The 22,282-nt window shown below is 68.5% G+C and carries 18 protein-coding genes and 1 pseudogene; 5 read left to right on the plus strand and 14 right to left on the minus strand.

Features of this window, described 5'->3' with window-relative positions; all coding sequences use genetic code 11:
- Positions 1 to 3: 3 nt before the first annotated feature.
- The 4 genes from ACRXBZ_RS12425 to ACRXBZ_RS12440 all read right to left on the minus strand — a co-directional run bounded on the left by ACRXBZ_RS12425 (position 4) and on the right by ACRXBZ_RS12440 (position 2,182).
- Positions 4 to 609 (minus strand): DUF3558 domain-containing protein, encoded by a 606-nt coding sequence (locus ACRXBZ_RS12425; protein ID WP_433879260.1) that lies wholly within the window; start codon positions 607 to 609, stop codon positions 4 to 6.
- 10 nt (positions 610 to 619) lie between these two features.
- The gene (locus ACRXBZ_RS12430) at positions 620 to 991 is read right to left on the minus strand and encodes a hypothetical protein (protein WP_433879261.1); all 372 of its coding nucleotides are present in this window, start codon (positions 989 to 991) and stop codon (positions 620 to 622) included.
- Positions 992 to 1,103: 112 nt separating this feature from the next.
- Positions 1,104 to 1,367, minus strand: a complete 264-nt coding sequence (locus ACRXBZ_RS12435) for a DUF397 domain-containing protein (RefSeq protein WP_433879262.1) — start codon at positions 1,365 to 1,367, stop codon at positions 1,104 to 1,106.
- A gap of 23 nt (positions 1,368 to 1,390) precedes the next feature.
- Positions 1,391 to 2,182 carry a helix-turn-helix domain-containing protein gene (locus tag ACRXBZ_RS12440; protein ID WP_433879263.1) on the minus strand — a complete coding sequence of 264 codons (792 nt, stop codon included), beginning with the start codon at positions 2,180 to 2,182 and terminating at the stop codon, positions 1,391 to 1,393.
- A gap of 280 nt (positions 2,183 to 2,462) precedes the next feature.
- Here ACRXBZ_RS12440 and ACRXBZ_RS12445 point away from each other — a divergent pair, with 280 nt between their 5' ends.
- Positions 2,463 to 2,615, plus strand: a complete 153-nt coding sequence (locus ACRXBZ_RS12445; RefSeq protein ID WP_433879264.1) for a hypothetical protein — start codon at positions 2,463 to 2,465, stop codon at positions 2,613 to 2,615.
- Positions 2,616 to 2,850: 235 nt separating this feature from the next.
- Entirely contained in the window at positions 2,851 to 4,539 is a 1,689-nt protein-coding gene (locus ACRXBZ_RS12450; protein ID WP_433879265.1) for a PstS family phosphate ABC transporter substrate-binding protein, read from the plus strand.
- Between the two features lie 44 nt (positions 4,540 to 4,583).
- Here ACRXBZ_RS12450 and ACRXBZ_RS12455 read toward each other — a convergent pair whose 3' ends face one another.
- The 6 genes from ACRXBZ_RS12455 to kdpF form a co-directional block, all read right to left on the minus strand.
- The gene (locus tag ACRXBZ_RS12455; RefSeq protein ID WP_433879266.1) at positions 4,584 to 5,264 is read right to left on the minus strand and encodes a response regulator; all 681 of its coding nucleotides are present in this window, start codon (positions 5,262 to 5,264) and stop codon (positions 4,584 to 4,586) included.
- Entirely contained in the window at positions 5,261 to 7,810 is a 2,550-nt protein-coding gene (locus tag ACRXBZ_RS12460) for a DUF4118 domain-containing protein (RefSeq protein ID WP_433879267.1), read from the minus strand. The genes ACRXBZ_RS12455 and ACRXBZ_RS12460 overlap by 4 nt, the downstream gene beginning before the upstream one ends.
- A gap of 138 nt (positions 7,811 to 7,948) precedes the next feature.
- Positions 7,949 to 8,635, minus strand: coding sequence for a potassium-transporting ATPase subunit C (locus ACRXBZ_RS12465; protein WP_433879268.1), 687 nt, complete (start codon positions 8,633 to 8,635; stop codon positions 7,949 to 7,951).
- Between the two features lie 183 nt (positions 8,636 to 8,818).
- Positions 8,819 to 10,888 carry a potassium-transporting ATPase subunit KdpB gene (gene kdpB / locus ACRXBZ_RS12470; protein ID WP_433879269.1) on the minus strand — a complete coding sequence of 690 codons (2,070 nt, stop codon included), beginning with the start codon at positions 10,886 to 10,888 and terminating at the stop codon, positions 8,819 to 8,821.
- Positions 10,885 to 12,546 carry a potassium-transporting ATPase subunit KdpA gene (gene kdpA / locus ACRXBZ_RS12475; RefSeq protein ID WP_433879270.1) on the minus strand — a complete coding sequence of 554 codons (1,662 nt, stop codon included), beginning with the start codon at positions 12,544 to 12,546 and terminating at the stop codon, positions 10,885 to 10,887. Before kdpA ends, kdpB begins: the two co-directional genes overlap by 4 nt.
- The gene (gene kdpF / locus ACRXBZ_RS12480; RefSeq protein ID WP_010305839.1) at positions 12,546 to 12,641 is read right to left on the minus strand and encodes a K(+)-transporting ATPase subunit F; all 96 of its coding nucleotides are present in this window, start codon (positions 12,639 to 12,641) and stop codon (positions 12,546 to 12,548) included. The genes kdpA and kdpF overlap by 1 nt, the downstream gene beginning before the upstream one ends.
- 430 nt (positions 12,642 to 13,071) lie before the next feature.
- Between kdpF and ACRXBZ_RS12485 the strand changes: the two are divergent.
- The 3 genes and pseudogenes from ACRXBZ_RS12485 to ACRXBZ_RS12495 all read left to right on the plus strand — a co-directional run bounded on the left by ACRXBZ_RS12485 (position 13,072) and on the right by ACRXBZ_RS12495 (position 15,707).
- A pseudogene (locus tag ACRXBZ_RS12485) lies at positions 13,072 to 14,181 on the plus strand (asparagine synthetase B family protein).
- Between the two features lie 214 nt (positions 14,182 to 14,395).
- On the plus strand, positions 14,396 to 15,406 hold the full coding sequence (locus ACRXBZ_RS12490; RefSeq protein ID WP_433879271.1) for an IS701 family transposase: 1,011 nt from the start codon (positions 14,396 to 14,398) through the stop codon (positions 15,404 to 15,406).
- Complete coding sequence (locus ACRXBZ_RS12495; RefSeq protein WP_433879272.1) at positions 15,315 to 15,707, plus strand: hypothetical protein; 393 nt, start codon at positions 15,315 to 15,317, stop codon at positions 15,705 to 15,707. The genes ACRXBZ_RS12490 and ACRXBZ_RS12495 overlap by 92 nt, the downstream gene beginning before the upstream one ends.
- Positions 15,708 to 16,057: 350 nt before the next feature.
- Here ACRXBZ_RS12495 and ACRXBZ_RS12500 read toward each other — a convergent pair whose 3' ends face one another.
- The 4 genes from ACRXBZ_RS12500 to ACRXBZ_RS12515 form a co-directional block, all read right to left on the minus strand.
- A complete protein-coding gene (locus ACRXBZ_RS12500) occupies positions 16,058 to 17,509 on the minus strand; it encodes a sensor histidine kinase (protein WP_433879273.1) in 1,452 nt (483 codons plus the stop codon).
- Positions 17,506 to 18,222, minus strand: a complete 717-nt coding sequence (locus ACRXBZ_RS12505) for a response regulator transcription factor (RefSeq protein ID WP_433879274.1) — start codon at positions 18,220 to 18,222, stop codon at positions 17,506 to 17,508. Before ACRXBZ_RS12505 ends, ACRXBZ_RS12500 begins: the two co-directional genes overlap by 4 nt.
- A gap of 207 nt (positions 18,223 to 18,429) precedes the next feature.
- Positions 18,430 to 20,697: an ArnT family glycosyltransferase gene (locus tag ACRXBZ_RS12510; RefSeq protein WP_433879275.1), complete on the minus strand. Its 2,268-nt coding sequence runs from the start codon at positions 20,695 to 20,697 to the stop codon at positions 18,430 to 18,432.
- Positions 20,694 to 21,953, minus strand: a complete 1,260-nt coding sequence (locus ACRXBZ_RS12515; protein WP_433879276.1) for a bifunctional glycosyltransferase family 2/GtrA family protein — start codon at positions 21,951 to 21,953, stop codon at positions 20,694 to 20,696. The genes ACRXBZ_RS12510 and ACRXBZ_RS12515 overlap by 4 nt, the downstream gene beginning before the upstream one ends.
- Positions 21,954 to 22,282 lie beyond the last annotated feature (329 nt).

The raw sequence follows: 22,282 nt of genomic DNA on the forward strand, positions 1-22,282 counted from the left end.
CCCCTAGCTCCCCTGCAAGGTCGTCACGGCCGCCTCGGCGGCCTGCTTCGCCCGCTCGCACAGCTGCTCGTTGTTCATGCCGCCGGGGGTGGTAAGGCTCAGGTCCACGTAGAGCGTCTGCCCTTCGGCGGCGTCGACGAATACCGCACAACCGAGGTTCTCGGCACCCGGAACCTGCCCTTGTACGGCACCGAAGCCGTTGACCGCATACGTCGTCGCGGTCTTCGCCTTCACGGCCGAAATTTTCTGCGCGAAACTGTCCAGGCCCTCGGGCACCACCCGAAGCGAGATCCCGAACTGGGCCTTTCCTGCGGCACCAGCGAAAGAACACCCGTTGTAGTTGTTCCCGTTTTTGACCACCGGGCGGCCGCCACCCACCTGGAGCGGCGCCTTCTGCTCAGGAGACAACCAAGTGCAGATCTCCGCGTTCTGCTTACCCGCAATCGCTAGGTCTTTCGGGCGCTGCGGAAGGTCCAGCGAAGAAGACGGCGCCGCCTCCGAAGCGGGAGCTGAACTCGTCGGCTCCGGATCCGGGCCGTTCACCGTGCAACCAGCAAGGGTGAAGACCGCAGCCAATCCGATCAAGCCATGCCCGAAGCGCAACCGCACGGGACTCCCCTCACACCTGGTTCTGCTGCAGCTGGAACGACGCAGCGATCTCATCGTCTGCGAAGCCGTACTGCTTGGCGGCTTCTTCGAGTTGTCTTCCCAGTTCAAAGACATTGTCCACGTACTGTACGAGACGCGCGTAATGAGAGTCGGGGTTGCCCAGCAGGTTCGCCGTCCAAACCGCCGCAGCGGTCGCGCTGATCTCATCGTCGGCGGGAGCGCCTACAGCCAGGTTGTGCGCGAGGCTGAACAGCTTGAACTGCGCGTCCTCAGCCGCCGAGAGGACGATTTTGCGCACCTCAAGGACGTTGTCCTTGTTGACGGTGATGGTTTGACCGGCGCCGCCGGGAACCGGAGGCGGAGGTGGTGCTGGCGTCGTCATCGCGGGAAACCCCCAGGTCGCGGCGTCTGATCACCCGGTCGAAAGCCGACCCTAGCAGCGCGCCTTCCCGCCACGCACCAACTCCCGGAAACTTCACACCAACCCAACGCTCCTATGCGCGAACCCGCATGAGCCCACCGACGAAGTTGGCCCACCGCACAGCGGAAAACACCAGCACACCCCCGCCGGGATCCTTCGAGTCCCGAACCCCGACGACAGCATCCCGCCTGGCGACCTCGACACAGTTGGAACCGGAGACACTGCGACCGGACTTCCGCCAGGCGTCCCCGACAAAGGCGACTTCCACGCAGTTGGAACTCGCGGTGCTGCGGCTCGACTTTCGCCAGACGGCAGCATATAGGCCACTGGGACTCATATCTGCATGATGACACGTGCCGATCAAGCGATGAGGGCTTGAATGAACTTGATCGAGTCATCCGGCTCTTTCGCCTTGCTGGCAAGTTCATCCCACGCTGAGGAGTACACCTCCAGCTGGTCATCCTCGTCCATGAACAAGTTGACCGTCTTGTGCTCAAGCAGCACCAAGCTCGCTTCGGAGCCGTACTCCAAGATCACGAAGGGACCGTTCAACCCCGGGTGCAGCCCAACATCATGAGGCATCACCTGGATCGCGATGTGCGGCCGCGATGCCGCATCAACCAGGTGTCGAAGCTGCCGTTCGAATGCGCCATCTGGGCCGATCGGACGGGTCAGGGCAGTCTCTTCGATGATCGCGTGCAGGTGAACCGGTTCCTCCTTGTTGAGCAGACCTTGTCGAGCCATCCGCGCAGAAACCAGCGAATCAACTTCCCGTGAGCTCAACTGGCCAGTCGCGTCAATGATCGCCCTCGTGTACTCCGGCGTTTGTAGCAGACCAGGAACAACCAGCGGCTCGTAGTTCAACAGCGCGCTCGCTTCGTCTTCAAAATCTGTCCAGGTCTGCCAATCTTCCGGCAGATTCGCATTGCTCAACCGCAGCCAGCCGCGCTCCTCTGCGTGGCGGGCGATGTCCAGCAGCTCCACGCGACGCTTCTTCGACAGCCGGTAGAAGTCGAGCAGCTTCTCCAGGTCATCCAGGTAGATCCCGCTCTCGCAGTTCTCGAAGCGACTGACCTTGCTCGCTGACATACCGGTCGCTTTCGAAAGCTCCGCCGCCGTCAAGCCGGCCGCGATGCGCTGCTTGCGCAACACATGCGCCAACCGACGGGAGCGAACCGAAGGGCCTGCACGACGCGCCACTGAAACCTCCTTTGATCGGACGGAAAAACGGTATCGCCAGGACCCCTGAGTGATCCATCACCGAATCGTGTACTTGAGAGAAGAAATGAACGCGACCGATTATTTCCAGTGTCCACCGGACAACATCGGGAGGTAGAGATGGCGGCTAGTGCTGGGGAGTCTCCGATCCGGGAGTCGGATCCGAGGCGGGAGTGGTTGTTGCGGTGCCGGGATTTCGCATGGCGAGCTCGCGGTGTGCTCGATCGGCGTCGGGGCGGGCGAGCTGGAGGTGTGCGGGCCGGACGACATGGAGCCCTTCCGCCTGCACCCGTGGGAGATAGCGGCCTTCCGGCGCGCCTTCGACGAGGCCATCGCCCAGGTCGAAGCCGACCTCGCGACCCGCTGACCAGGCGCTCCGTGGGTCGTGAGTGCGAAAGCGGGCTGGAGCCCGCTTTCGCACTCACGAGGCCTTCGTGCGCACCACCGCCCGCGTCGAGTGGTGGCCGGTCAACGGCGAGGTACCGGCATCAGCACTCACGACGAGGTTGAACCTGTGGTGAACAGCGGGTGATCGAGCCCTTCGGGGCTCGATTCCGCGCTTACGCTCCTTGATCATCGGTGGGCGCGGGGAGGCGTTGCAGGTGGTCAGCTGGGGAGAGACCGTTCAGGCGTTAGCCGCCTTGTTCGGCGAGCACGTCAGCAGTTGGGTGCTCGGCGTGCTGGCCGCCGCGACCATCGCCGCTCCCGTGGTCGACCGGTTCGTCATCCGGCGCAAGCGGATCCATTACCGCGTGCTCTACAACTCCAAGATCGGGTTGAGCCCCATCGAGCTGCACGACGGCGAGGTTCCGCCCGCCGATCCGCAGCTGATCAGGATCGCGCGGCTGGTGGACCGGATGAGCATCGTGATCATCCGCGTCCGCAACACCGGCAGCTTCGACATCGAAGCCGACGACTTCGCCGAGGACATCTCGTTCACCTTCGGCAAGCGGATCGTCTGGGACGCGCGGATCTCCGAGGCACCGACCAAGACCATCCGGCAGCGGATCCGCAACAACCTGGTCTTTTTCACCGACAAGCAGGATGCCGGTTCCGCCCCGAATCCGCCGAGCCTCGGCACCCTCCGGGAACGGCTCGGCCAGCGGCTGGCCAACTGGGTCGCCGCGCAGCCCGCGGCGGCCGTCGAGATCGGGCCGCAATGGCACGGGGTCCGGCTCTCGGAGCTCAGCCTGCAGCGCGGCCAGAAGTTCAAGCTCGTCGTGGTGCTGCGGGAACCGGACGACGAACCGGCGACCGGCGACGACTCCACCAGCAAGGAAATCGGCTTCGCGGGCCGGATCTCCAACGGGCGCATCAAGGACGAGAAGCAGCAGCGGCGGATCACCTGGCCGCTGGCCGTCACCGGGATCGGTGCGCTGCTGACCGTAGCGCTGGTCACCACGTTGATCACCGGGATCTTCCGGCAGGACAGCGACGTCGCGTGCGCCACCGGCTCGCTGCGCATAGAGGGCTCCAGCGCCTTCGCCCCGATCATGAGCAACGTCGCCACCGCGTACTCGCAGGCCTGCGGCGGCGCGAACGTCATCGCACAACCCACCGGCAGCCTCGACGGCGTGCGGGCGCTTTCCGCGCCAGGGCCGCAGAACGACCTCGCGGTGCTGTCCGACGGCCCGGCCCTGGAACCCTCGCCGGACCTCGTCGCGCAGCCACTGGCACTGGTCGTCTACGGCGTGGTCGTCAACGATTCGACGGGCATCGACCGGCTCACCACCGAGCAACTCCAGGGCATCTTCGCGGGCCGGTACCGGGACTGGAGCCAGCTCCGCGACGGCGCCTCGCTGCCCATCCGCATCGTGGGGCGCGGGCAGGAATCCGGCACGAGGCAAGTCTTCGAGACGCGGGTGCTGCACGGTTCCGAGGGGCTGCTCACCTCGGACAGCTGCGAAGCGCCCGAACGAATACCGCAGGCGCAGACCACGCGGTGCGAACGCAGTTCGACGGCGCAGGTCGTCGACGAGATCGCCACCACGCCGGGCGCGATCGGCTACACCGACACGCCGGCCGCGAACATCGCCGTGGCTCAGGGCAAACCGGTCAAGATCGCGCAGCTGGACGGGCGCTACCCGGACGTCAGCAGCGCCCACCAGGGCTACCGGTTCTGGACGGTCGAATACCTCTACACGAAGGGCTTCCCGGCGAACGACTCGGTGCTCAAGCACTTCATCGACTACCTGCGCAGCGACACGGCCCGAGCGGAGCTCCGCGACGCGGGCTACACCCCGTGCATCGAACGCACCGGCCTCCCCCACCCCCTCTGCCGGAGTTCGTGAGTGCACAATGGACGTCCGCACGCCGGTCAGGGGAAGCGCGACGCTCACGGTTCGAACCGGTAGCCCATGCCTGCTTCCGTGATCAGGTGGCGGGGGTGGCTGGGATCCAGTTCCAGCTTGCGGCGGAGTTGGGCCAGGTAGACGCGCAGGTAGTGGGTTTCGTTCGCGTACTGGGGGCCCCAGACCTCCTTGAGGAGCTGCTTCTGCGCCACCAGGCGGCCCTGGTGGCGGGCCAGGACCTCCAGCATTCCCCACTCCGTCGGCGTCAGGTGGACCTCCATCCCCTCGCGCAGGACCTTCTTCGCCGACAGGTCCACCGTGAACGTCGCCGTCACCACCACCGGTTGGTCGACGGCTTCGCTGGTGTTCGCCCGCCGGACCGCCGCGCGCAGGCGGGCCAGCAGCTCGTCCATGCCGAACGGCTTCGTGACGTAGTCGTCCGCACCCGCGTCGAGGGCCTGCACCTTGTCGGCGGAGTCAGTGCGCGCCGACAGCACGATGATCGGCACCGTCGTCCAGCCGCGCAGGCCCGCGATCACCTCGCTGCCGTCCATGTCCGGCAGCCCGAGGTCGAGCACCACCACGTCGGGTTTGCCGTCGATGGCCGCGCGCATGGCGGACGAGCCGTCCACGGCCGTCAGCACCCCGTAACCGCGCGCCGTCAGGTTGATCCGCAATGCGCGCAGCAGCTGCGGCTCGTCGTCGACAACCAGCACCCTCGTCATCGTTTCCCCTGCCCGTCCGCGGTGACCGCCGAAAGTGAGAGCACGATTGTCAACCCGCCGCCGGGGGTGTCCTCGGCGCGGATCGTGCCGTGCATCGCCGTCATGAAACCTTGTGCCACGCTCAACCCGAGCCCGACGCCGGCGACCCCGGTGTCGCCGCGCTCGCCGTGCTCGCCGAGCCGCTCGAACGGCGCGAACACGGATTCGGCCGCGTCCTCCGGCAGCCCCGGCCCGTGGTCGACGACCCGCAGCTCGACCCGCGCCGCATGCTCGCTGGCCCGCACGCTGATCCGGGCCCCGTCGGGCCGCCCGTACTTCAGGGCGTTCTGCACCACGTTGGCCACCACGCGCTCCAGCAGCCCGGTGTCGGCGAGCACCGCCGGCAGGCTCTCGTCGATGTCGACGTCGATGTGCTGCCGCCCGTCCAGCCCGGCCAGCGCGCGCGCCACCACTTCGTAGTAGCTCACCGGGCGCAGCCTCGGCGCGATCGCGCCGGTCGCCAGCCGGGAGGAGTCCAGCAGGTTGTCCACCAGTTCGGTCAGCCGGTCCGCGGACTCCTCCACCCCGCCGAGCAGCTCGGCGGTGTCCTCTTCGGACAACTGCAGGTCGGGTGCCCGCAGGCTGCTCACCGAGGCCTTGATGGACGCCAGCGGGGTGCGCAGGTCGTGGCCGACCGCCGAAAGCAGCGCCGTGCGCAGCTGGGTCGCGTCCGCGCGACGCTGGGCTTCCTGCGTGTCCGCGGCCATCCGTTGCTGGCGCAGCGCGACCAGAGCCTGCCCGGCCGCGCCTTCCAGGACCGTGCGGTCGGCCGCCGGCAGCGGCCTGCGGCCGGGTCGTTTGAACACCAGGTGCACGTCCGGGTTGACCTCGATGTCCACATCGGACTGTTCGGGCTTCGTGCAGGGTTGCTTGGCCGTGGAGGCCGCCACCTGCCAGCCGTCCTTGGTGCGCTCCAGCAGCGTCGCCGAGGTCAGGCCGAAGTTCTCCACCACCTTCTCCAGCAGCCGCGCCAGCGGGTCGGGGTGGGTTAGCACGGTGCGGGCATAGGAGGTCAGCAGCGCCGCTTCGGTGCGCGCGCTGGTGGCCTGCTCTGCCAACCTCGCCGCCCGGTCGACCATGAACGCGACCAGCATGCCGACGATCATCATCGCGATCACCGTCACGAGGTTCTGCGGCTCGGCCACGGTCAACGTGTAAAGCGGCGGGGTAAGGAAGAAGTTCAGCAGCCCGCCGGAGAGCAGCGCCGCGACGATCGCCGGCGCCATCCCGCCGACCAGCGCGACTATGACGGTGACCAAAAAGTAGCCGACGACATCCGTGGACAGCGCGACGTCGCCGAAGTAGTAGGCCACCGCCGTGACCGCGCTCGGCAGCAGCACCGACAGCACCCAGCCCCACAGCTGGCGGGCCGACGACAGCGGATTCCGGGTGATCTTCTTGAGAAAACGCCGCCCACCGGCCTCGGGGTGGGTGACCATGTGCACGTCGATCGCGCCGGATTTCTGCACCGTGACGGCCCCGATGCCCTCGTCGAACAGCCGGGCCCAGCGGGAGCGTCGCGAGGTGCCGATCACCAGCTGCGTGGCGTCCGCAGCGCGGGCGAACTCCAGCAGCGCCTCGGGCACGTCGTCGCCGACTACGGTGTGGAAGCTGGCGCCGACGGCGTCGGCCAGCTTCCGGGCGCGGGCGATGCCGCTCGGCGACGCCCCCGCGAGCCCATCGCCGCGCAACACGTGCACGACCTGCAGTTCCGCGCCCGCGCGGGCCGCGATCCGGCGGGCCCGGCGGATCAGCGTCTCGCTCTCGCTGCCTCCGGTGACGGCGACCACGACCCGTTCGCGGGCTTCCCAGGTGGCTGTGATCTTCTTCTCCGCGCGGTAGCGACGCAGCGCCACATCGACCTGGTCTGCCAACCACAGGAGCGCGAGCTCGCGCAGCGCCGTCAGGTTGCCGGTGCGGAAGTAGTTGCCCAGCGCGGCGTCGACCTTGTCCGCCGCGTAGACGTTGCCGTGCGCCAGGCGGCGGCGCAGTGCTTCGGGGGTGATGTCGGCGAGTTCGATCTGTCCGGCGCGGCGCACCACCTCGTCCGGCACGGTTTCCTGCTGCCGCACACCGGTGATCGTCTCCACCACGTCGTTGAGGCTCTCCAGGTGCTGCACGTTCACGGTGGACAGCACGTTGATCCCGGCGTCGAGCAGCTCGTCGATGTCCTGCCAGCGCTTCTCGTTGCGGGAACCGGGGACGTTGGTGTGCGCGAGCTCGTCGACGACGGCTATCTCCGGTTTCCGGGCCAGTAGCGCGTCGAGGTCCATCTCGGTCAGTTCGACCCCGCGGTGGCTGACGCGCCGGCGCGACACGACCTCCAAGCCGTCGAGCAGCGCCGCGGTCTTGGCACGGCCGTGGTCCTCGACGAAGCCGGCCACCACGTCCGTGCCGCGCTCCAGGCGTCGGTGCGCCTCGTTGAGCATCGCGTAGGTCTTGCCGACCCCTGGTGCCGCACCGAGGTAGATCCGCAGCTCGCCGCGCCGTGGTCCCTTCTCCGCCACGCTCTCAGCCTCCTACGAGCCGCTGTTATTAGCGGACAGTCCCATCCGCTGCTGCCGCAAGGCACGCACCGTGATCAATAGACCTCCACCAATGTTGGAACCGCCAACTCCGCAACGAGCTGCACGAATGCTCCGTCGTCACCCGGGTGGGGCGCAATTTCGCGAGAAATTGACGTTCACCCGGGTGACCGCACAATTCTCGCGAAATTGTGCACCCACCAGGTGACGGGCCCGGTTGATGGCGACGTTGAGGGTCGTCACGTTCACCACGCGCTCGGCGATCACCCCACCGCTGGTGTGCTCGGCGACCAGACGCCGCACCTCGTCCAGCGGGAGGCCGGTGACGCGCGCCACCCGAGGCACCTGCAGCTCCGCGTAGGCCGGGCTGATATCCGGGTCGACGCCGCTGGCCGACGCCGTGACCGCGTCGGTCGGCACCTGCTCGGGCCGGACACCCTCGCGGGCGGCGATCGCGCCGCGCCGCTCCTGCACGGCCGCCAGCAGGTCCGCGCTGGCTCCGCCGTAGTTGGAGCCGCCGGTGCTGGCCGGGTCGCCGGGGCCGAGGTTGCCTTCGGCGGAAGCCGCCGGGCGGGTGTGGAAGTACGGGTCGTTGGCCGGGTCGGCCGGGACCGGGTCGATGCCGATCAGCGATGAGCCGACGACCCGGCCGTCCACCACGATCTGCGAGCCCTCGGCGTTGGCCTGCAGCCCCGGGATCCGGCTGATGCCCCAGATCGCCAGCGGATAAGCCACGCCCAGCACGACCGTCGCCACCAGCAGCAGCCGCAGCCCTGCCAGGGCCTGGCGCAGCAGTGTGTTCTTCATCAGTGCCTCTCGGGTTCAGTCGGTCGGGGGGCCCGCAATTTCAATGGAAATCGAAGGTCCGATTTCCATTGAAATTGCGGAAGTTGTCCACAGCCTTCGGCGTGTCGTGGTCCGACACGCCGGAGATCCGCAACTTCCATTGAAATTGCGGACCAACGGGATCTCGGCACGTCTGGGACCTCCTCAGCCGATGCCCGGGATGAAGCGGATGACCAGGTCGGTCAGCCAGATGCCGAGGAACGGCGTGACGATGCCGCCGAGGCCGTAGACCAGCAGGTTCCGGCGCAGCAGCGCGCTCGCCGAGGTCGGCCGGTAGCGGACCCCGCGCAGCGCCAGCGGGATCAGCGCGATGATGATCAGGGCGTTGAAGATCACCGCGGACAGGATCGCCGAGGTCGGGGTGGCCAGCCGCATGATGTTCAGCGCGTCCAGCTGCGGGTAGATCGCCACGAACATCGCGGGCAGGATCGCGAAGTACTTGGCCAGGTCGTTGGCGATGCTGAAGGTGGTCAGCGCGCCGCGGGTGATCAGCAGCTGCTTGCCGATCTCGACGATCTCGATCAGCTTCGTCGGGTCGGAGTCGAGGTCGACCATGTTGCCGGCCTCTTTGGCCGCCGCGGTGCCGGTGTTCATCGCGACGCCGACGTCGGCCTGCGCGAGCGCGGGCGCGTCGTTGGTGCCGTCACCAGTCATCGCGACCAGTCGGCCGCCTTCCTGCTCGGCCTTGATGAGCGCCATCTTGTCTTCCGGCTTGGCCTCGGCGAGGTAGTCGTCGACGCCCGCCTCGGCGGCGATGGCCTTGGCGGTGAGCTCGTTGTCGCCGGTGACCATCACGGTGCGGATGCCCATCGCGCGCAGCTCGGCGAACCGCTCCTTCATGCCCGGTTTGACCACATCGGACAGTCGGATCACGCCGACCACACGGGTGATCCCGCCGCTGCGCTCGGCCACCACCAGCGGCGTGCCGCCCTGCGAGGCGATGTGGCCGGTCAGTTCTTCCACTTCGGATGAGATGCCGCCGGCCCACCCGCGCACCGCGCTGGTGGCGCCCTTGCGGATCTCGCGGCCGTCGATGTCGATGCCGCTCATCCGGGTCTGCGCGGTGAAGGCGACCTCTTCGGCGTGCAGTTCCGGGCCCTGCGGCTTCGCCGGAAGCCCGTACTGCTCGGCGCAGTAGGCCACGATGCTGGTGCCTTCGGGGGTCTGGTCGGCGAGGCTGGAAAGCCGGGCCACCTCGGCCAGCTCGCCGAGCGTCACGCCGCCGACGGGCAGCAGCTCGGTGCAGCGCCGGTTCCCGAAGGTGATGGTGCCGGTCTTGTCCAGCAGCAGCGTGTCCACGTCCCCGGCGGCTTCTACGGCGCGACCGGACTTGGCGAGCACGTTGCGCTGCACCAACCGGTCCATGCCCGCGATGCCGATCGCCGACAGCAACGCCCCGATCGTGGTCGGGATCAGGCAGACCAGCAGCGCGGTCAACGTGATCACCGACAGCAGCGAGCCGGAGTAGCCGGCCATCGGCTGCAGCGCGACCACCGCGAGCAGGAAGATGATCGTCAGCGTGGACAACAGGATCGTCAGCGCGATCTCGTTCGGCGTCTTCTGCCGCTGCGCGCCCTCGACCAGCGCGATCATCCGGTCGACGAAGGTTTCGCCGGGTTTTGTGGTGATCTGCACGACGATCCGGTCGGACAGCACCGTGGTGCCCGCCGTGACCGCCGAGCGGTCGCCGCCGGACTCCCGGATCACCGGGGCGGATTCCCCGGTGATCGCCGACTCGTCGACGGTCGCGATGCCTTCCACCACGTCGCCGTCGCCGGGAATGACCTCGCCGGCCTCGACCACGACGCGGTCGCCGATGCGCAGAGCCGTGCCCGGTACCCGCTCCTCGACGCCGTCGACCAGCCGCCGCGCGACGGCTTCGGTCTTGGTGCGGCGCAACGATTCCGCTTGCGCCCGCCCGCGGCCTTCGGCGACCGCTTCGGCGAGGTTGGCGAACAGCACGGTGAACCACAGCCAGCCGGCCACCGCGATGCTGAACACGTCCGGTTCGGTCACGGCCAGCACGGTGGTCAGCACCGAGCCCGCCCACACCACGAACATGACCGGGTTGGCCAGCTGGTGTTTCGGGTTGAGCTTGCGCAGCGCTTCCGGCAGCGACGTCCACAGCTGGCGCGGGCTGAACGCGCCCGCGGACATCTTCCGCGGGCCGGTTTCCGCTTGGGCCTGCTGGGGTTTCTCGAGGATGGTGGTCATGCGAGGGCCTCCGCGATCGGACCGAGGGCGAGCACCGGGAGAAAGGTCAGCGCCGCGACGAGGACGACGGTGCCGCCGAGCAACCCGGCGAACAGCGGGCCGGTGGTGGGCAGCGTGCCTGCGGTGGCGGGCACCCGCTGCTGCTGGGCCACCGCGCCGGCGAGCATCAGCACCGCGAGGATCGGCACGAACCGGCCGAAGAGCATCGCGAGACCGAGCGTGATCTGGAAGAAGTCGCTGGTCACGGTGAGCCCGGCGAAGGCGCTGCCGTTGTTGTTGCCCGCCGAGGCGAAGGCGTAGAGGACCTCCGACAGCCCGTGCGCGCCGATGTTGTTCAGGGCGTCGTCAGTGGACGGCAGCGCGAGCGCGGTACCGGCACCGAGCAGAACCATCGTGGGCATCACGAGGATCGAGATCGCCGCCGCGGTGACCTCCCGCCGCCCGAGCTTCTTGCCCAGGTACTCCGGCGTCCGCCCGACCATCAGACCGGCCAGGAACACCGCGATCACGGCCAGCACGAGGATCCCGTACAGGCCCGCGCCGACACCGCCGGGCGCGACCTCGCCGAGCAGCATGTTCAGCAGCGGCACCAGACCCCCGAGCCCGGTGAAGCTGTCGTGCATCGCGTTGACGGCACCGGTGGATGTTCCAGTCGTGGCAACCGCGAACAGCCCGGACAGGAACAGGCCGAAGCGGGCCTCCTTGCCTTCCAGCGCACCGCCGGCGGCCAGCGTGGCCGGGCCGTTCGGGTGGCTCTCGGCCCACCAGACGGCCGCGGTCATCACGGTCATGATGGCAACCATCACCGACAGCAGCACCCGGCCCTGGCGGCGGTCGCCGACCATCGTGCCGAAGGTGCGGGTCAGGGCCAGCGGGATCACCAGGATCAGGAAGATCTGGAGCAGGGTGCTGATGCCGCCGGGGTTGGAGAACGGGTGCGCCGAGTTGGCGTTGACCACCCCGCCGCCGTTGGTGCCGAGTTCCTTGATGGCCTCCTGGCTGGCGATGGGCGCGGTGGCGATCGTGTGCGCCTGCCCGTCCAGGCCGACGACGTGGATGCCGGAGGCGAGGCTCATCGCCCCGCCGAGCGCGATCAGCAGCACCGCCGCGACGACCGCGATCGGCAGCAGCACACGGGTGCAACCGCGGGTGATGTCCACCCAGATGTTGCCGATGCGGCCGGTGCCCGCGGCGGCGAACCCGCGGACCAGGGCGATCGCGACAGCCATGCCGACGGCCGCCGAGACGAAGTTCTGCACGGTCAGCCCGGCCATCTGCACGGTGTGTCCGAGGACCTGCTCCGGCACGTAGGACTGCCAGTTCGTGTTGGTCACGAAGCTGACCGCGGTGTTGAACGCCATCGCGGGTTCGACCGCGCCGCGGCCGAAGCTCAGCGGCTGCAGCGGCTGCAACCGCTGCATCAGGTAGAGCAGCGCGATGGACATGACCGAGAAGCCGAGGACGCCGGCGGCGTAGGTGGTCCAGCGCTGCTGGGCGTCGCCATCGATGCGCACCAGCCGGTACACGGCCTTCTCGACCCGCCAGTGCTTCTCGCTGGTGTAGACCTGGGCCAGGTAGTCACCGAGGGGCCGGTAGACCACGCCGATGGCCAGGATCAGTAGGCCGACCTGGACCAGGCCGACCGTCAGGGAACTCATCAGAACTTCTCCGGCCGGATAAGTGCGACGAACAGGTAACCGATCAAAAGCAGCGCCAACACGCCCCCAGCGACGTTGGCAAGCACAGTGCTCACAAGCGCTCCAAACCGCGGAGGGTCAACGCAAGTACGAGGAACCCGCCGATCAGCAACACGGCGAAGGCGAGATCAGCCACCGCTGCGCACTCCTCACTCGAATTCGGGCCACCGGCTCGTGGTGGCCGCCTGGATCCAGCGAAATCCCCCGTAACGGGCGCGGCCAAGGCCCATGACGGCTCCTTGACGCCTGCTCCGCGAGCATTGATGCGTTCTTGATGCGCCCGATCGAGTGAACTGGCCGCCGTCGTTTTCGGGTGGTTTCGTGGTTCCGCACGGTTTGTACGTGGGCGACTTCGCTCCGTGAGTTGATTTCATCAATGCAACTCTCTCGTTAACATTGCTAATGAAGACGCTTGTGGCGCAAAGCACCCGAACCCGGCAGCTGCGTCCCCACGCGAGATCCACCAACACGAAGGAGAACACCGACATGTGCGGCATCTCCGGCTGGATCGACTTCCAGCGCGACCTGACCCGCGAGCAGCCCACCATCGACCTGCCCGGCAGGGCGCAGCCGATGGAGGCCGCAACCCCAGACGGCGAGGTCGCGATCGTCTACAGCGGCGAGGCGTACAACTTCACCGAGCTGCGCGACGAACTGCGGCGCCGAGGCCACCACTTCGACACCGACAGCGACACCGAGGTCGTGCTGCACGGCTACCTGGAATGGGGCGCGCAGGTCGCCGAACACCTCAACGGCATGTTCGCCTTCGCCGTCTGGGACACCCGCACCGAGCAGCTGCTGCTGATCCGCGACCGGATGGGCATCAAGCCGCTGTACTACTACCCGACTGAGCAAGGCGTGCTGTTCGGCTCCGAGCCGAAGGCGATCCTGGCGAACCCGCTGGCCGAGAAGGCCGTCGACGCCGACGGGCTGCGGGAGCTGTTCGTGATGGTCAAGACGCCGCGGCAGGCGATGTGGTCCGGCATGCGCGAGGTCGAGCCCGGCACCATCGTCACCGTCGACCGCAAGGGCCTGCGCGAGCACACCTACTGGCGGCTGCAGGCCGTCGCGCACACCGACGATCAGGAGACCTCGGTAGCGCACTGGACGACATCGTCAGGCGGCAGCTGATCTCCGACGTGCCACGCTGCGTGCTGCTATCCGGCGGCCTGGACTCCAGCACCATCACCGCGCTCGCCGGGCTCCAGCTGGCACGGAGTGGCGAGCAGGTGCGCAGCTTCGCGGCTCGTCGAGTACGTCTACAACACGCCGTGGTCGCTGAAGACCTTCGACGGGCGGGAGAAGAGCCTGCTGCGCCACGCCACCGCCGACACCCTGCCGAAATCCGTGGTGGAGCGGGTGAAGAGCCCGTACCCGTCCACGCAGGACCCGAAGTACGCGGCGGTGCTGCAGCGGCAGGTCGCGGGCCTGGTCGCGGCGGGCGACCCGGCGCTGTCGCTGCTCGACGAGAAGTGGCTGCGCGAGGCGCTGGCGCAGGACCCGACCGGGATCGACCAGGAGGCCCGCTTCACCTTCGAACAGGCGCTCGACCTGTCGACCTGGTTCGACATCCACCACCCCACGGTCAAGCTCTGACGCCGAAACCCCGCCGAAACCCCGTTGCCCGCTCCCAGAAGAAGGGACCGAGCCCCGGAAGGACGCAATTTCAATGGACATCGGAGGTCCTGAGGTTTCGCAGTTTTGGTGGTGACACGATCGGTTGATCTTGGTGTCGGGTGGGGGTGGCGGGGCCGGAGATAGCGGAAGCATCGGCGTGCTACTAACCGCCCGCTGATGGGGAGATTCGCCGATGCTTCCTGCTGGAACCGTACTCGCGTCCTTACTGTCTGTGCTGGAGGGGGTGCGGTTGGTGTTCACCGCGCCGACGTTCATCACGTTCACGCAGCTGGTGACGGGGCTTTTGGCGGCCACGGGCCCGCGGACGGTGACCGGGATGTGGGGCGCGGCGGGGCTGGCGGGGGTGTCGCATCACGCGCGGGCGCACCGGTTTTTCTCCGATGCCCGCTGGAGTCCGGACGCCCTGGGGCTGGCGCTGGCCCGGCTGGTGGTGGCCCGTCTCGTCGATGACGGCCGGCCGTTGCGGGTCGGCATCGACGACACACTGTTCCACCGCTACGGTTCCAAGACCCACGGGGTGTTCTGGCAGCACGACGGCTCGGCCAAAGGCCGTGACGGTATCGGCCGCGGTAACTGTTTCGTGGTCGCCGGGCTGATCGTGACACTGCCGTTCATGGCACGCCAGGTGTGCCTGCCGGTGCTGTTTCGCTTGTACATCCCCAAGAACAAGTCCGGGATCTCCAAACCCGATCTCGCGCGGGAACTGGTAGGGCTTGTGGCGGCAGCGTTTCCCGGACGCCAGATCGACGTCGTCGTCGATGCCGCCTACCGTGGCCCGGCCTGGCGCACCCCGTTCCCGGCCAAGGTCACCTTCACCACCCGCCTGGCCTCCAACGCCGTGCTGTACGGCCCGCGCCCGCCGCGCACCGGCCGGCGCGGGCGCCCCCGGCTCAAAGGCGACCGGCTGGGTACCCCCCGCGGACCTGGCCGCTACCGCCACCTGGCGGCGCACCCGGGTGCGCCGCTACGGCAGTACCGACACCGTGCTGATCGCGGTGATCCCGTGTCTGTGGTGGGGATCGCTGTACACCACCCCGGTGGTCGTGGTGCTGGTCAAAACCCCCGACTCCACCAAGCCCTACGACATCGCTGTGGTCTCCACCGACACCACCGCCACCGGCGAAGCCCTCATCGCCCGCTACGCCGACCGCTGGTCGATCGAGCAAACGATCAAGGACTGTAAAACCCTCCTCGGCACCGGTGAGACCGCCAACCGGGTACCCGCCGCCGTGCAGCGCAGCGTGCCCTTCACCATGCTGGGCCTGACCATCCTTATCCTCTGGTACGCCCAGCACGGCAACGCCGTGACCGACCTGGCCATCGCCCACGCCGGCCGACCCTGGTACCGCCGCAAGACCCACATCAGCATCGACGACATGCTCATCGCCTTCCGCCGAGCCCGAATAACAACGATCAGCGCAGGTCACAACACACCTGATCAAAACCCGACCAGTCCCCCGACCAGCACCCCCACCGCCGCATAACCGCGAAACCTCAGGAGGTCCGATTTCCATTGAAATTGCGGACACGGAATCGGGGTTTCGCGATACGGGACAACTCGTTCGGACCCCGGGCACACAACCGGATCCGGAATGTCACGACAGATTCCGGGTGTCGCGCCAGATCGCGGATGTCGCGCCAGATCGCGGATGTCGCGCCAGATCGCGGATGTCGCGCCAGATCGCGGATGTCGCGCCAGATCGCGGGTGTCGCGTCGGATCCCGATCCGGAATGTCACGTCAGATTCCGGATGTCACGCCAGATCGCGGGAAGTTCGGCAGGTCGCGGGAGGTGCGTCGGATTTGGGGTGTTGCGTCGGATTCGGGTGGGTGGATTAGGTCAGGGGTAGGAGGAGGCGGAAAGTGCTGCCTCCTTCGGCGTTGGCGTGCAGTTCCACCCGGCCGTTGTGCGCCTCGGCGATCGCCGTCGTGATCGCCAGGCCGAGGCCCGTTCCGCCGGCCTCGCGGTGGCGGCCGTCGTCGACCCGGTAGAAGCGGTCGAAGATCCGCGGCGCGTGCTCCCGTGGGATGCCCGGGCCGGTGTCGGCGACCGAGACGATCGCCACCGGTGTGCCCGCGGGCAGCTCCGCGCCCGCCGCGGCGAGGGCTCCTCCGCCGGCCGAACCCCGCGCGACCTCGACGGTGATCCGCGAGCCCGGCGGGGTGTGCATCAGGGCATTGTTCACCAGGTTCGTCAGGACCTGGCGGAGGCGGGGGCTGTCGCCGAGCACCCGCAGCGGCTTTTCCGGTTCCCGCAGCACGATCTCCCGCTCGGGGTCGCGCGCCCGCCCGTCGTGCACCACGTCCTGCACCAGCGGAGCCAGGCCCAGGTCGACCAGGTCGATGGTGCGTTCCCGGTCCAACCTGGCCAGTAGCAACAGGTCGTCGACCAGGCCGCCCATGCGCACCGCCTCGGACTCGATGCGCCGCATCATCATCCGCACGTCCTCCGGACCGTGCTGTTCGCTGCGGCGGTACAGCTCCGCGAACCCCCGGATCGACGTCAACGGCGTGCGCAGCTCGTGCCCGGCGTCCGCGACGAACCGCCGCAGCCGGAGCTCTGATTGCTCGCGCTGCTGCAACGCGTCCACCAGCCGCCCGAGCATCGTGTTCAGGGCCGCGCCGAGCCGCCCGGTCTCGGTGCGCGGGTCCTGATCCGGCACACGTCGATCGAGTTGCCCGGCCGCGATGGCATCGGCGGTTTGCTCGATCCGGTTCAGCGGCCGCAGGCTGAGCCGCACCGTCAGGGCCGCCGCCACAGCCAGCACGAGCAGCACACCACCTGCGACCACCAGTTCGATGACGATCAGCTGGCGCACCGTCGCATCGACGTTGGCGAGCGACAGCGCGAGCACGGCATGCCGCCCGTCGGGCAGCGTGACCTCGCGCACCCGCCAGGCCGCGCCGCCGGTCTGGTCGGGCACCGTCTTGGTCTGCGGGCCCCGCTCCGGGGTCCGCAGCACCGGCCCGCCAAGATCGCCCGAGGTCTGCCCGAGTACCCCGCCGACCTGCGCGCCGGCCGAGTCGAAAATCAGCACCCGGAATTCGGTGGGCAGGTCGCCTCGCCCGGGGCTTTCGGCCAGCCCGCCCCTGGGCGGTTCCGGCGGCGGCCGGAACCCGCGCTCCCACGGCCCGGACAGCTCCGCCAACCGGTCGTCGGTGCGCTCCAGCAACGACCGGCTCAGCAGTGCGGTGCTGGTCACGCCCACCAGGAACAGGCCGATCACCAGCGCCCCGACCAGCACTAGCACCAGCCGCCCGCGCAGCGTCCGGAACACGACCGTCATCGCCGCTCCGGAGGCAAGCGCAGCACGTAACCCACGCCGCGGATGGTGTGGATCAGCGACGGGGACACGGAGTCGACCTTGCGCCGCAGGTAGCTGATGTAGGACTCGACGATCCGGCTGTCCCCGCCGAACTCGTAGTTCCACACCCGGTCCAGGATCTGGACCTTGCTGACCACCTTCTCGGCGTTGATCAACAGGTAGCGCAGCAGCTTGAACTCGGTCGGCGACAGGCTCACCAGCCGTCCCGCCCGGCGGACCTCGTAGGTCTCCTCGTCCAGTTCGAGGTCGTGGTAGCGCAGCCGCGAGTCGTTGACCTGCGCGGGCTGCACCCGGCGCAGGATCGCGCGCAGCCGCAGCACCACCTCGTCGAGGCTGAACGGCTTGGTGACGTAGTCGTCGCCACCGGCGGTCAGACCGGCGATGCGGTCCTCGACGGCGTCGCGCGCGGTCAGGAACAGCACCGGCACGGCGTTGCCGTTGGCCCGCAGCGCGGAGGCGACCGAGAACCCGTCCCGGTCCGGCAGCATCACATCGAGCACCACGATGTCTGGCCGGAACTCCGCCGCGGCCCGCAGCGCGTCGGCGCCGGTTCCCGCGCCGTGCACCTCAAAGCCGCTGAGCCGCAGCGCTGCGGTGAGCAGCTCCAGGATGTTGGGCTCGTCGTCGACGACCAGCACGCGCGCACTGTTGGTATCCGCCACGCCGTCAAGCATCGCCCACCTCCCTGGGAGAAAGCTGGAGGGAACCTGGGAGCCGGATTCGCACCCCGGAGATCACCGCCGCGCATCGCATCGGGCCGATGTTTCGCAGCTGATCGCCCGGGAGTACGTTGGGCTGCTACCGCGACCACGGGCCCTGACCAGGCAGAACACGGGGCTGTCCCGGGTGAGTGCGCAGCCTGGGAGCGCACCCACGCCGCCTCACTTGCAGCTGTAGAGCTGCAGCGAGGTGTCCGCCGCACCGCCCCAGGAGGCCGGGTTGACGAGCGTGCAGTTCTGCTTCACCCACTGGTCGCGCTCCTGGCTGACCTGGCCGCCACGCCCCGGCATGCCACCGGGAGGCTGTGCACCCGCGGGCGGCTGGAAACCGTCCCCGCCCGGCTGAGCATCGCCGCCGCCCACGCCGTCCCGGTAGCCCACGCCGTCCCGGTAGCCCATGCCCTCCCGGGAGCCCATACCATCCCGGGAGCCCATGCCCTCCCGGGAGCCCATACCATCCCGGGAGCCCATGCCGTCGTTGCGCTGCATGCCGCCCGGGCCGCCCATGCCTCCGAGCTGGACGTAGCCGAGCTGACCGGACCGCTTCCACTCCGCCAGCTGGGCCACCGACGGAGCCTCGTCGCTGCTGCTGAAACCGCCCATGCCGACGACCCTCAGGTCCGAGTTGATGATGTAGGACGACGCGGCCATCGAGCCGCCCTCGACCGTCAGCGGCACGTCGAGGTCACCTGCGTTGGCCCGGACGTAGTCGAGCATCTTCCGTTCCTCCTCGGTCAGCGATTCACCGCCCCTGCCGCCCATGAAAAGGACCGGCCCTTCCTCGGCGCTGCCCCGCTCGACCGAGTTTTGCGGCTGCTGCGCGCCGTCCTGGCCCTGACCGTTCGGCGGCACCGCTCCCGGGAACCGCATGTCGTTGCCCGGTCCGCGCATGCTCACCGCCGGGCCGGCCATCGGGTTCGCGCCGCCCATGCCGCTCTGGCCGCTGACCGCGCCGAGCGCCGACCACGCCGTCGGCACTACCAAAGCGGCGGCCAAGCCCAGCACCAGGCCGGTTCTGGCCAGCGCCGCCTTGCCGCGCCGACCGATCAGCAGCACGACCAGCGCGAGGACGCCCAACCCCACGGCCGCATACCCGGCCCACGCATGCCAGCTCGGATCACGCGCGACGACGGCCATCGCCCACGCCACCGTGATCGCGACACCGACCGGAAGCAGCAGCCACGCCTTGCCCCGCGGTTCCCGGTACCAGCGCCAGAACCGGACCATCCCGGCCCCCGCCACGGCGCCGGCCGCGGGCGCGAGCAGCGTCGTGTAGTACGGGTGCATGGTGCCCTGCGCGAAGCTGAGCATCAGGCCGATGACCACCAGCCAACCGCCCCAGAGCACCCAGCCCGCCGCCTGCCCGCGGTCCAGCGGTCGGCCGCCGCGCCAATGCCGGACCCCGACGACCAGCATCGCGACCAGCACCAACGCGCACAGCGGCAACAGCCAACTGATCTGTCCGGCGAGCTCCTCGTTGAACAACCGCAGGACGCCCGACGAGCCGGAGAAACCGCCGCCCCCACGGCCCGGACCACCGGACGGCGGCTGGAAGCCGCCACTGCCGCCCAAATTTCGACCGGCGTTGCCGCCACGGCCGAAGATCCGGGCGAAACCGTTGTAGCCGAACACCAGATTCCAGGCGGAACCGTCCGTGCTGCCGCCGATGTACGGCTTCGGCGAAGGCCATAGCGCGGTCGCCGCGACCCACCAGAACGAGCTGACCAGCACCACCACGGCTGCCACGCCCAGATCCAGCAACCGCCGCCCCCACCCGGCGCGACGGCCGACCAGGTAGGCCGCGATGAAGGCGGGCAGGACCATCCAGGCCTGCAGCATCTTGGTCAGGAAGCCGCAGCCGACCAGGAACGCCGCCAACGCGACCCAACCGGTGGCCTTGCGCGATTCGAAGGACCGCGTCATCGCATAAGCCGCCGCGACGACCAGCAGCACGAGCAGCGTGTCCGGGTTGTTATCCCGGTTGATCATCACCGTGATCGGTGTCAGCGCCATGACCAGCGCCGCGAGCAACGCGGCGTGCTCGCCCGCCCAGCGCCGGACCGTGCGGTGCAGCAGGAAGACCGCCGCGACACCGGCCAGCACCTGCGGGAACAGCACTGCGAACTGGTTGAACCCGAACACCTTCACCGACAGAACCTGCGCCCACAGGGCCATCGGCGGCTTGTCGACGGTGACCACGCCGGCCGGGTCGAAGGAGCCGAAGAAGAAGTTCTCGAAGCTCTGCGACATCGACTTCACGGCCGCCGAGTAGTAAGAGTTCCCCCAGGACCCGCCGATTCCCCAGCAGTACAGCACCCCGGCCAGCACGCAGATCGCCGCGAGCGAAAGCCATTGCCACGGCGCCGTCCCGCGACGCGGCTCCGCCTCCTCGACCCGGTGGTGCCGGGTCGTCGTATCAACCGACGTCATCCCTCTTCCTCTTCCTTGGACGGCGCCTCGGGCCGGAACACCCAGGACCTGAGCAGCACGAACCGCAGCCCCGTCCCGACCACCGAAGACACCACGAGCACGAGAACTTCAAGCCACCGCGACGGATCCGGCCGCCAGGCGTGCAATCCGAGCAGCGCACCGGAGGTGACCACGTAGTAGAGAGCGAACACGACCAGCCCCTGCAGGTGCACCCGCCCGGAGGAACTGGACTGGTTCAGGAAGGTGAACCGGCGGTTGGCTTCGGTGTTCCACAACGTGGTGACGGTCAACGCCACCAGGTTCGCCAGCAGCAGCGGCCACCACGAGCGCAGGACGGCGTACAGCACCGAGGTGATCACTGTGGATACCAGCCCGATCACGCCGAACGAAACCAGCTGCCACAGCAGGCCGTTCTCCCGCTTCGCCAGCACTGCCTGAGGGTGTACGGCTCGCGGCGCGGGCCGCTGCGGCAGCCCCGGGACCTTCGCCGCTCCGGTGATCTTGGCGCGCGCCACCCGGATCAGGCCTGCGATGTCGTCGGTGGCGGTCTTGACCACATTGACCCGGGTGTCGACGTCTTCGACCCAGTCCACCGGGACCTCGTGCACCCGCAGGCCGTTGTGCTCGGCCAGCAGCAGCAGTTCGGTGTCGAAGAACCACGAATCGTCCTGCACGTGCTTCAGCAGCGGCTTCACCACATCCGTGCGCGCTGCCTTGAAACCGCACTGCGCGTCGGTGAACCGGGCACCGTGAGTCCAGCGGATCAACTTGTTGTAGCAGCGGGAGATCAGCTCCCGCTTGCGGCCGCGCACCGTGCGGGCGCCGGTCGCCAGCCGGGAACCGATGGCCAGATCCGAATGCCCGTTGACCAGCGGGGCGACCAGCGGGAGCAGCGCGTTCAGACCGGTCGACAGGTCGACGTCCATGTACACCACGACGTCCGCGTCGCTGTAACCCCACGCGGTGCGCAGCGCCAGCCCGCGACCTTTTCGGTCCAGGTGCAGCACCCGAACGTTGTCCATCGCACCGGCCAGCTCGTGGGCGACTCCCGGCGTGCCGTCCGTGCTCGCGTTGTCGACCACCGTGATGGTCCACGAGAAGGGGAAGCCTTCGGCGAGGTGCTTACCGAGCACCTCCAGGCATCCGGGCAGCGAACGTTCCTCGTTGTGAACCGGGATCACCACATCGACCGTCGCGGTTCGGCTTGCCGCGCGGCGTGCTTGCGCGGCGACACCGAGCTGCGGCACGGCACTCATCTCCCACCACCTCACTTCCGGCCTGTTGCGGTGTCCATCAAGCCGGGGCGAGGTGCGAGGGCCGTGGGCGCCAGCTGGGAATTACCTGGGAGTCGTCCGCCTCCGCGCGTTTTCGCAGTTCAGCCGAGCAGAGCTCGGAGCGGATCACGATGTTCTCGGGGATTTCCCACGGTTTTCCCAGGCGCGCGGGCCAAAGTCGGGCACGTTCGGCGAACCGGCCGTGTGAGAGGAAATCGCGATGACAACCGAACGCCGGCTCCTGCCGCGCCTGTTCCTCGGGCCACGAGATGACCCGGGGTGGGCCCGGCCGGCCCTTTGGGCGGTGCTCG

Source organism: Saccharopolyspora hattusasensis (assembly GCF_050972075.1).
Taxonomy (GTDB): Bacteria; Actinomycetota; Actinomycetes; order Mycobacteriales; family Pseudonocardiaceae; genus Saccharopolyspora; species Saccharopolyspora hattusasensis.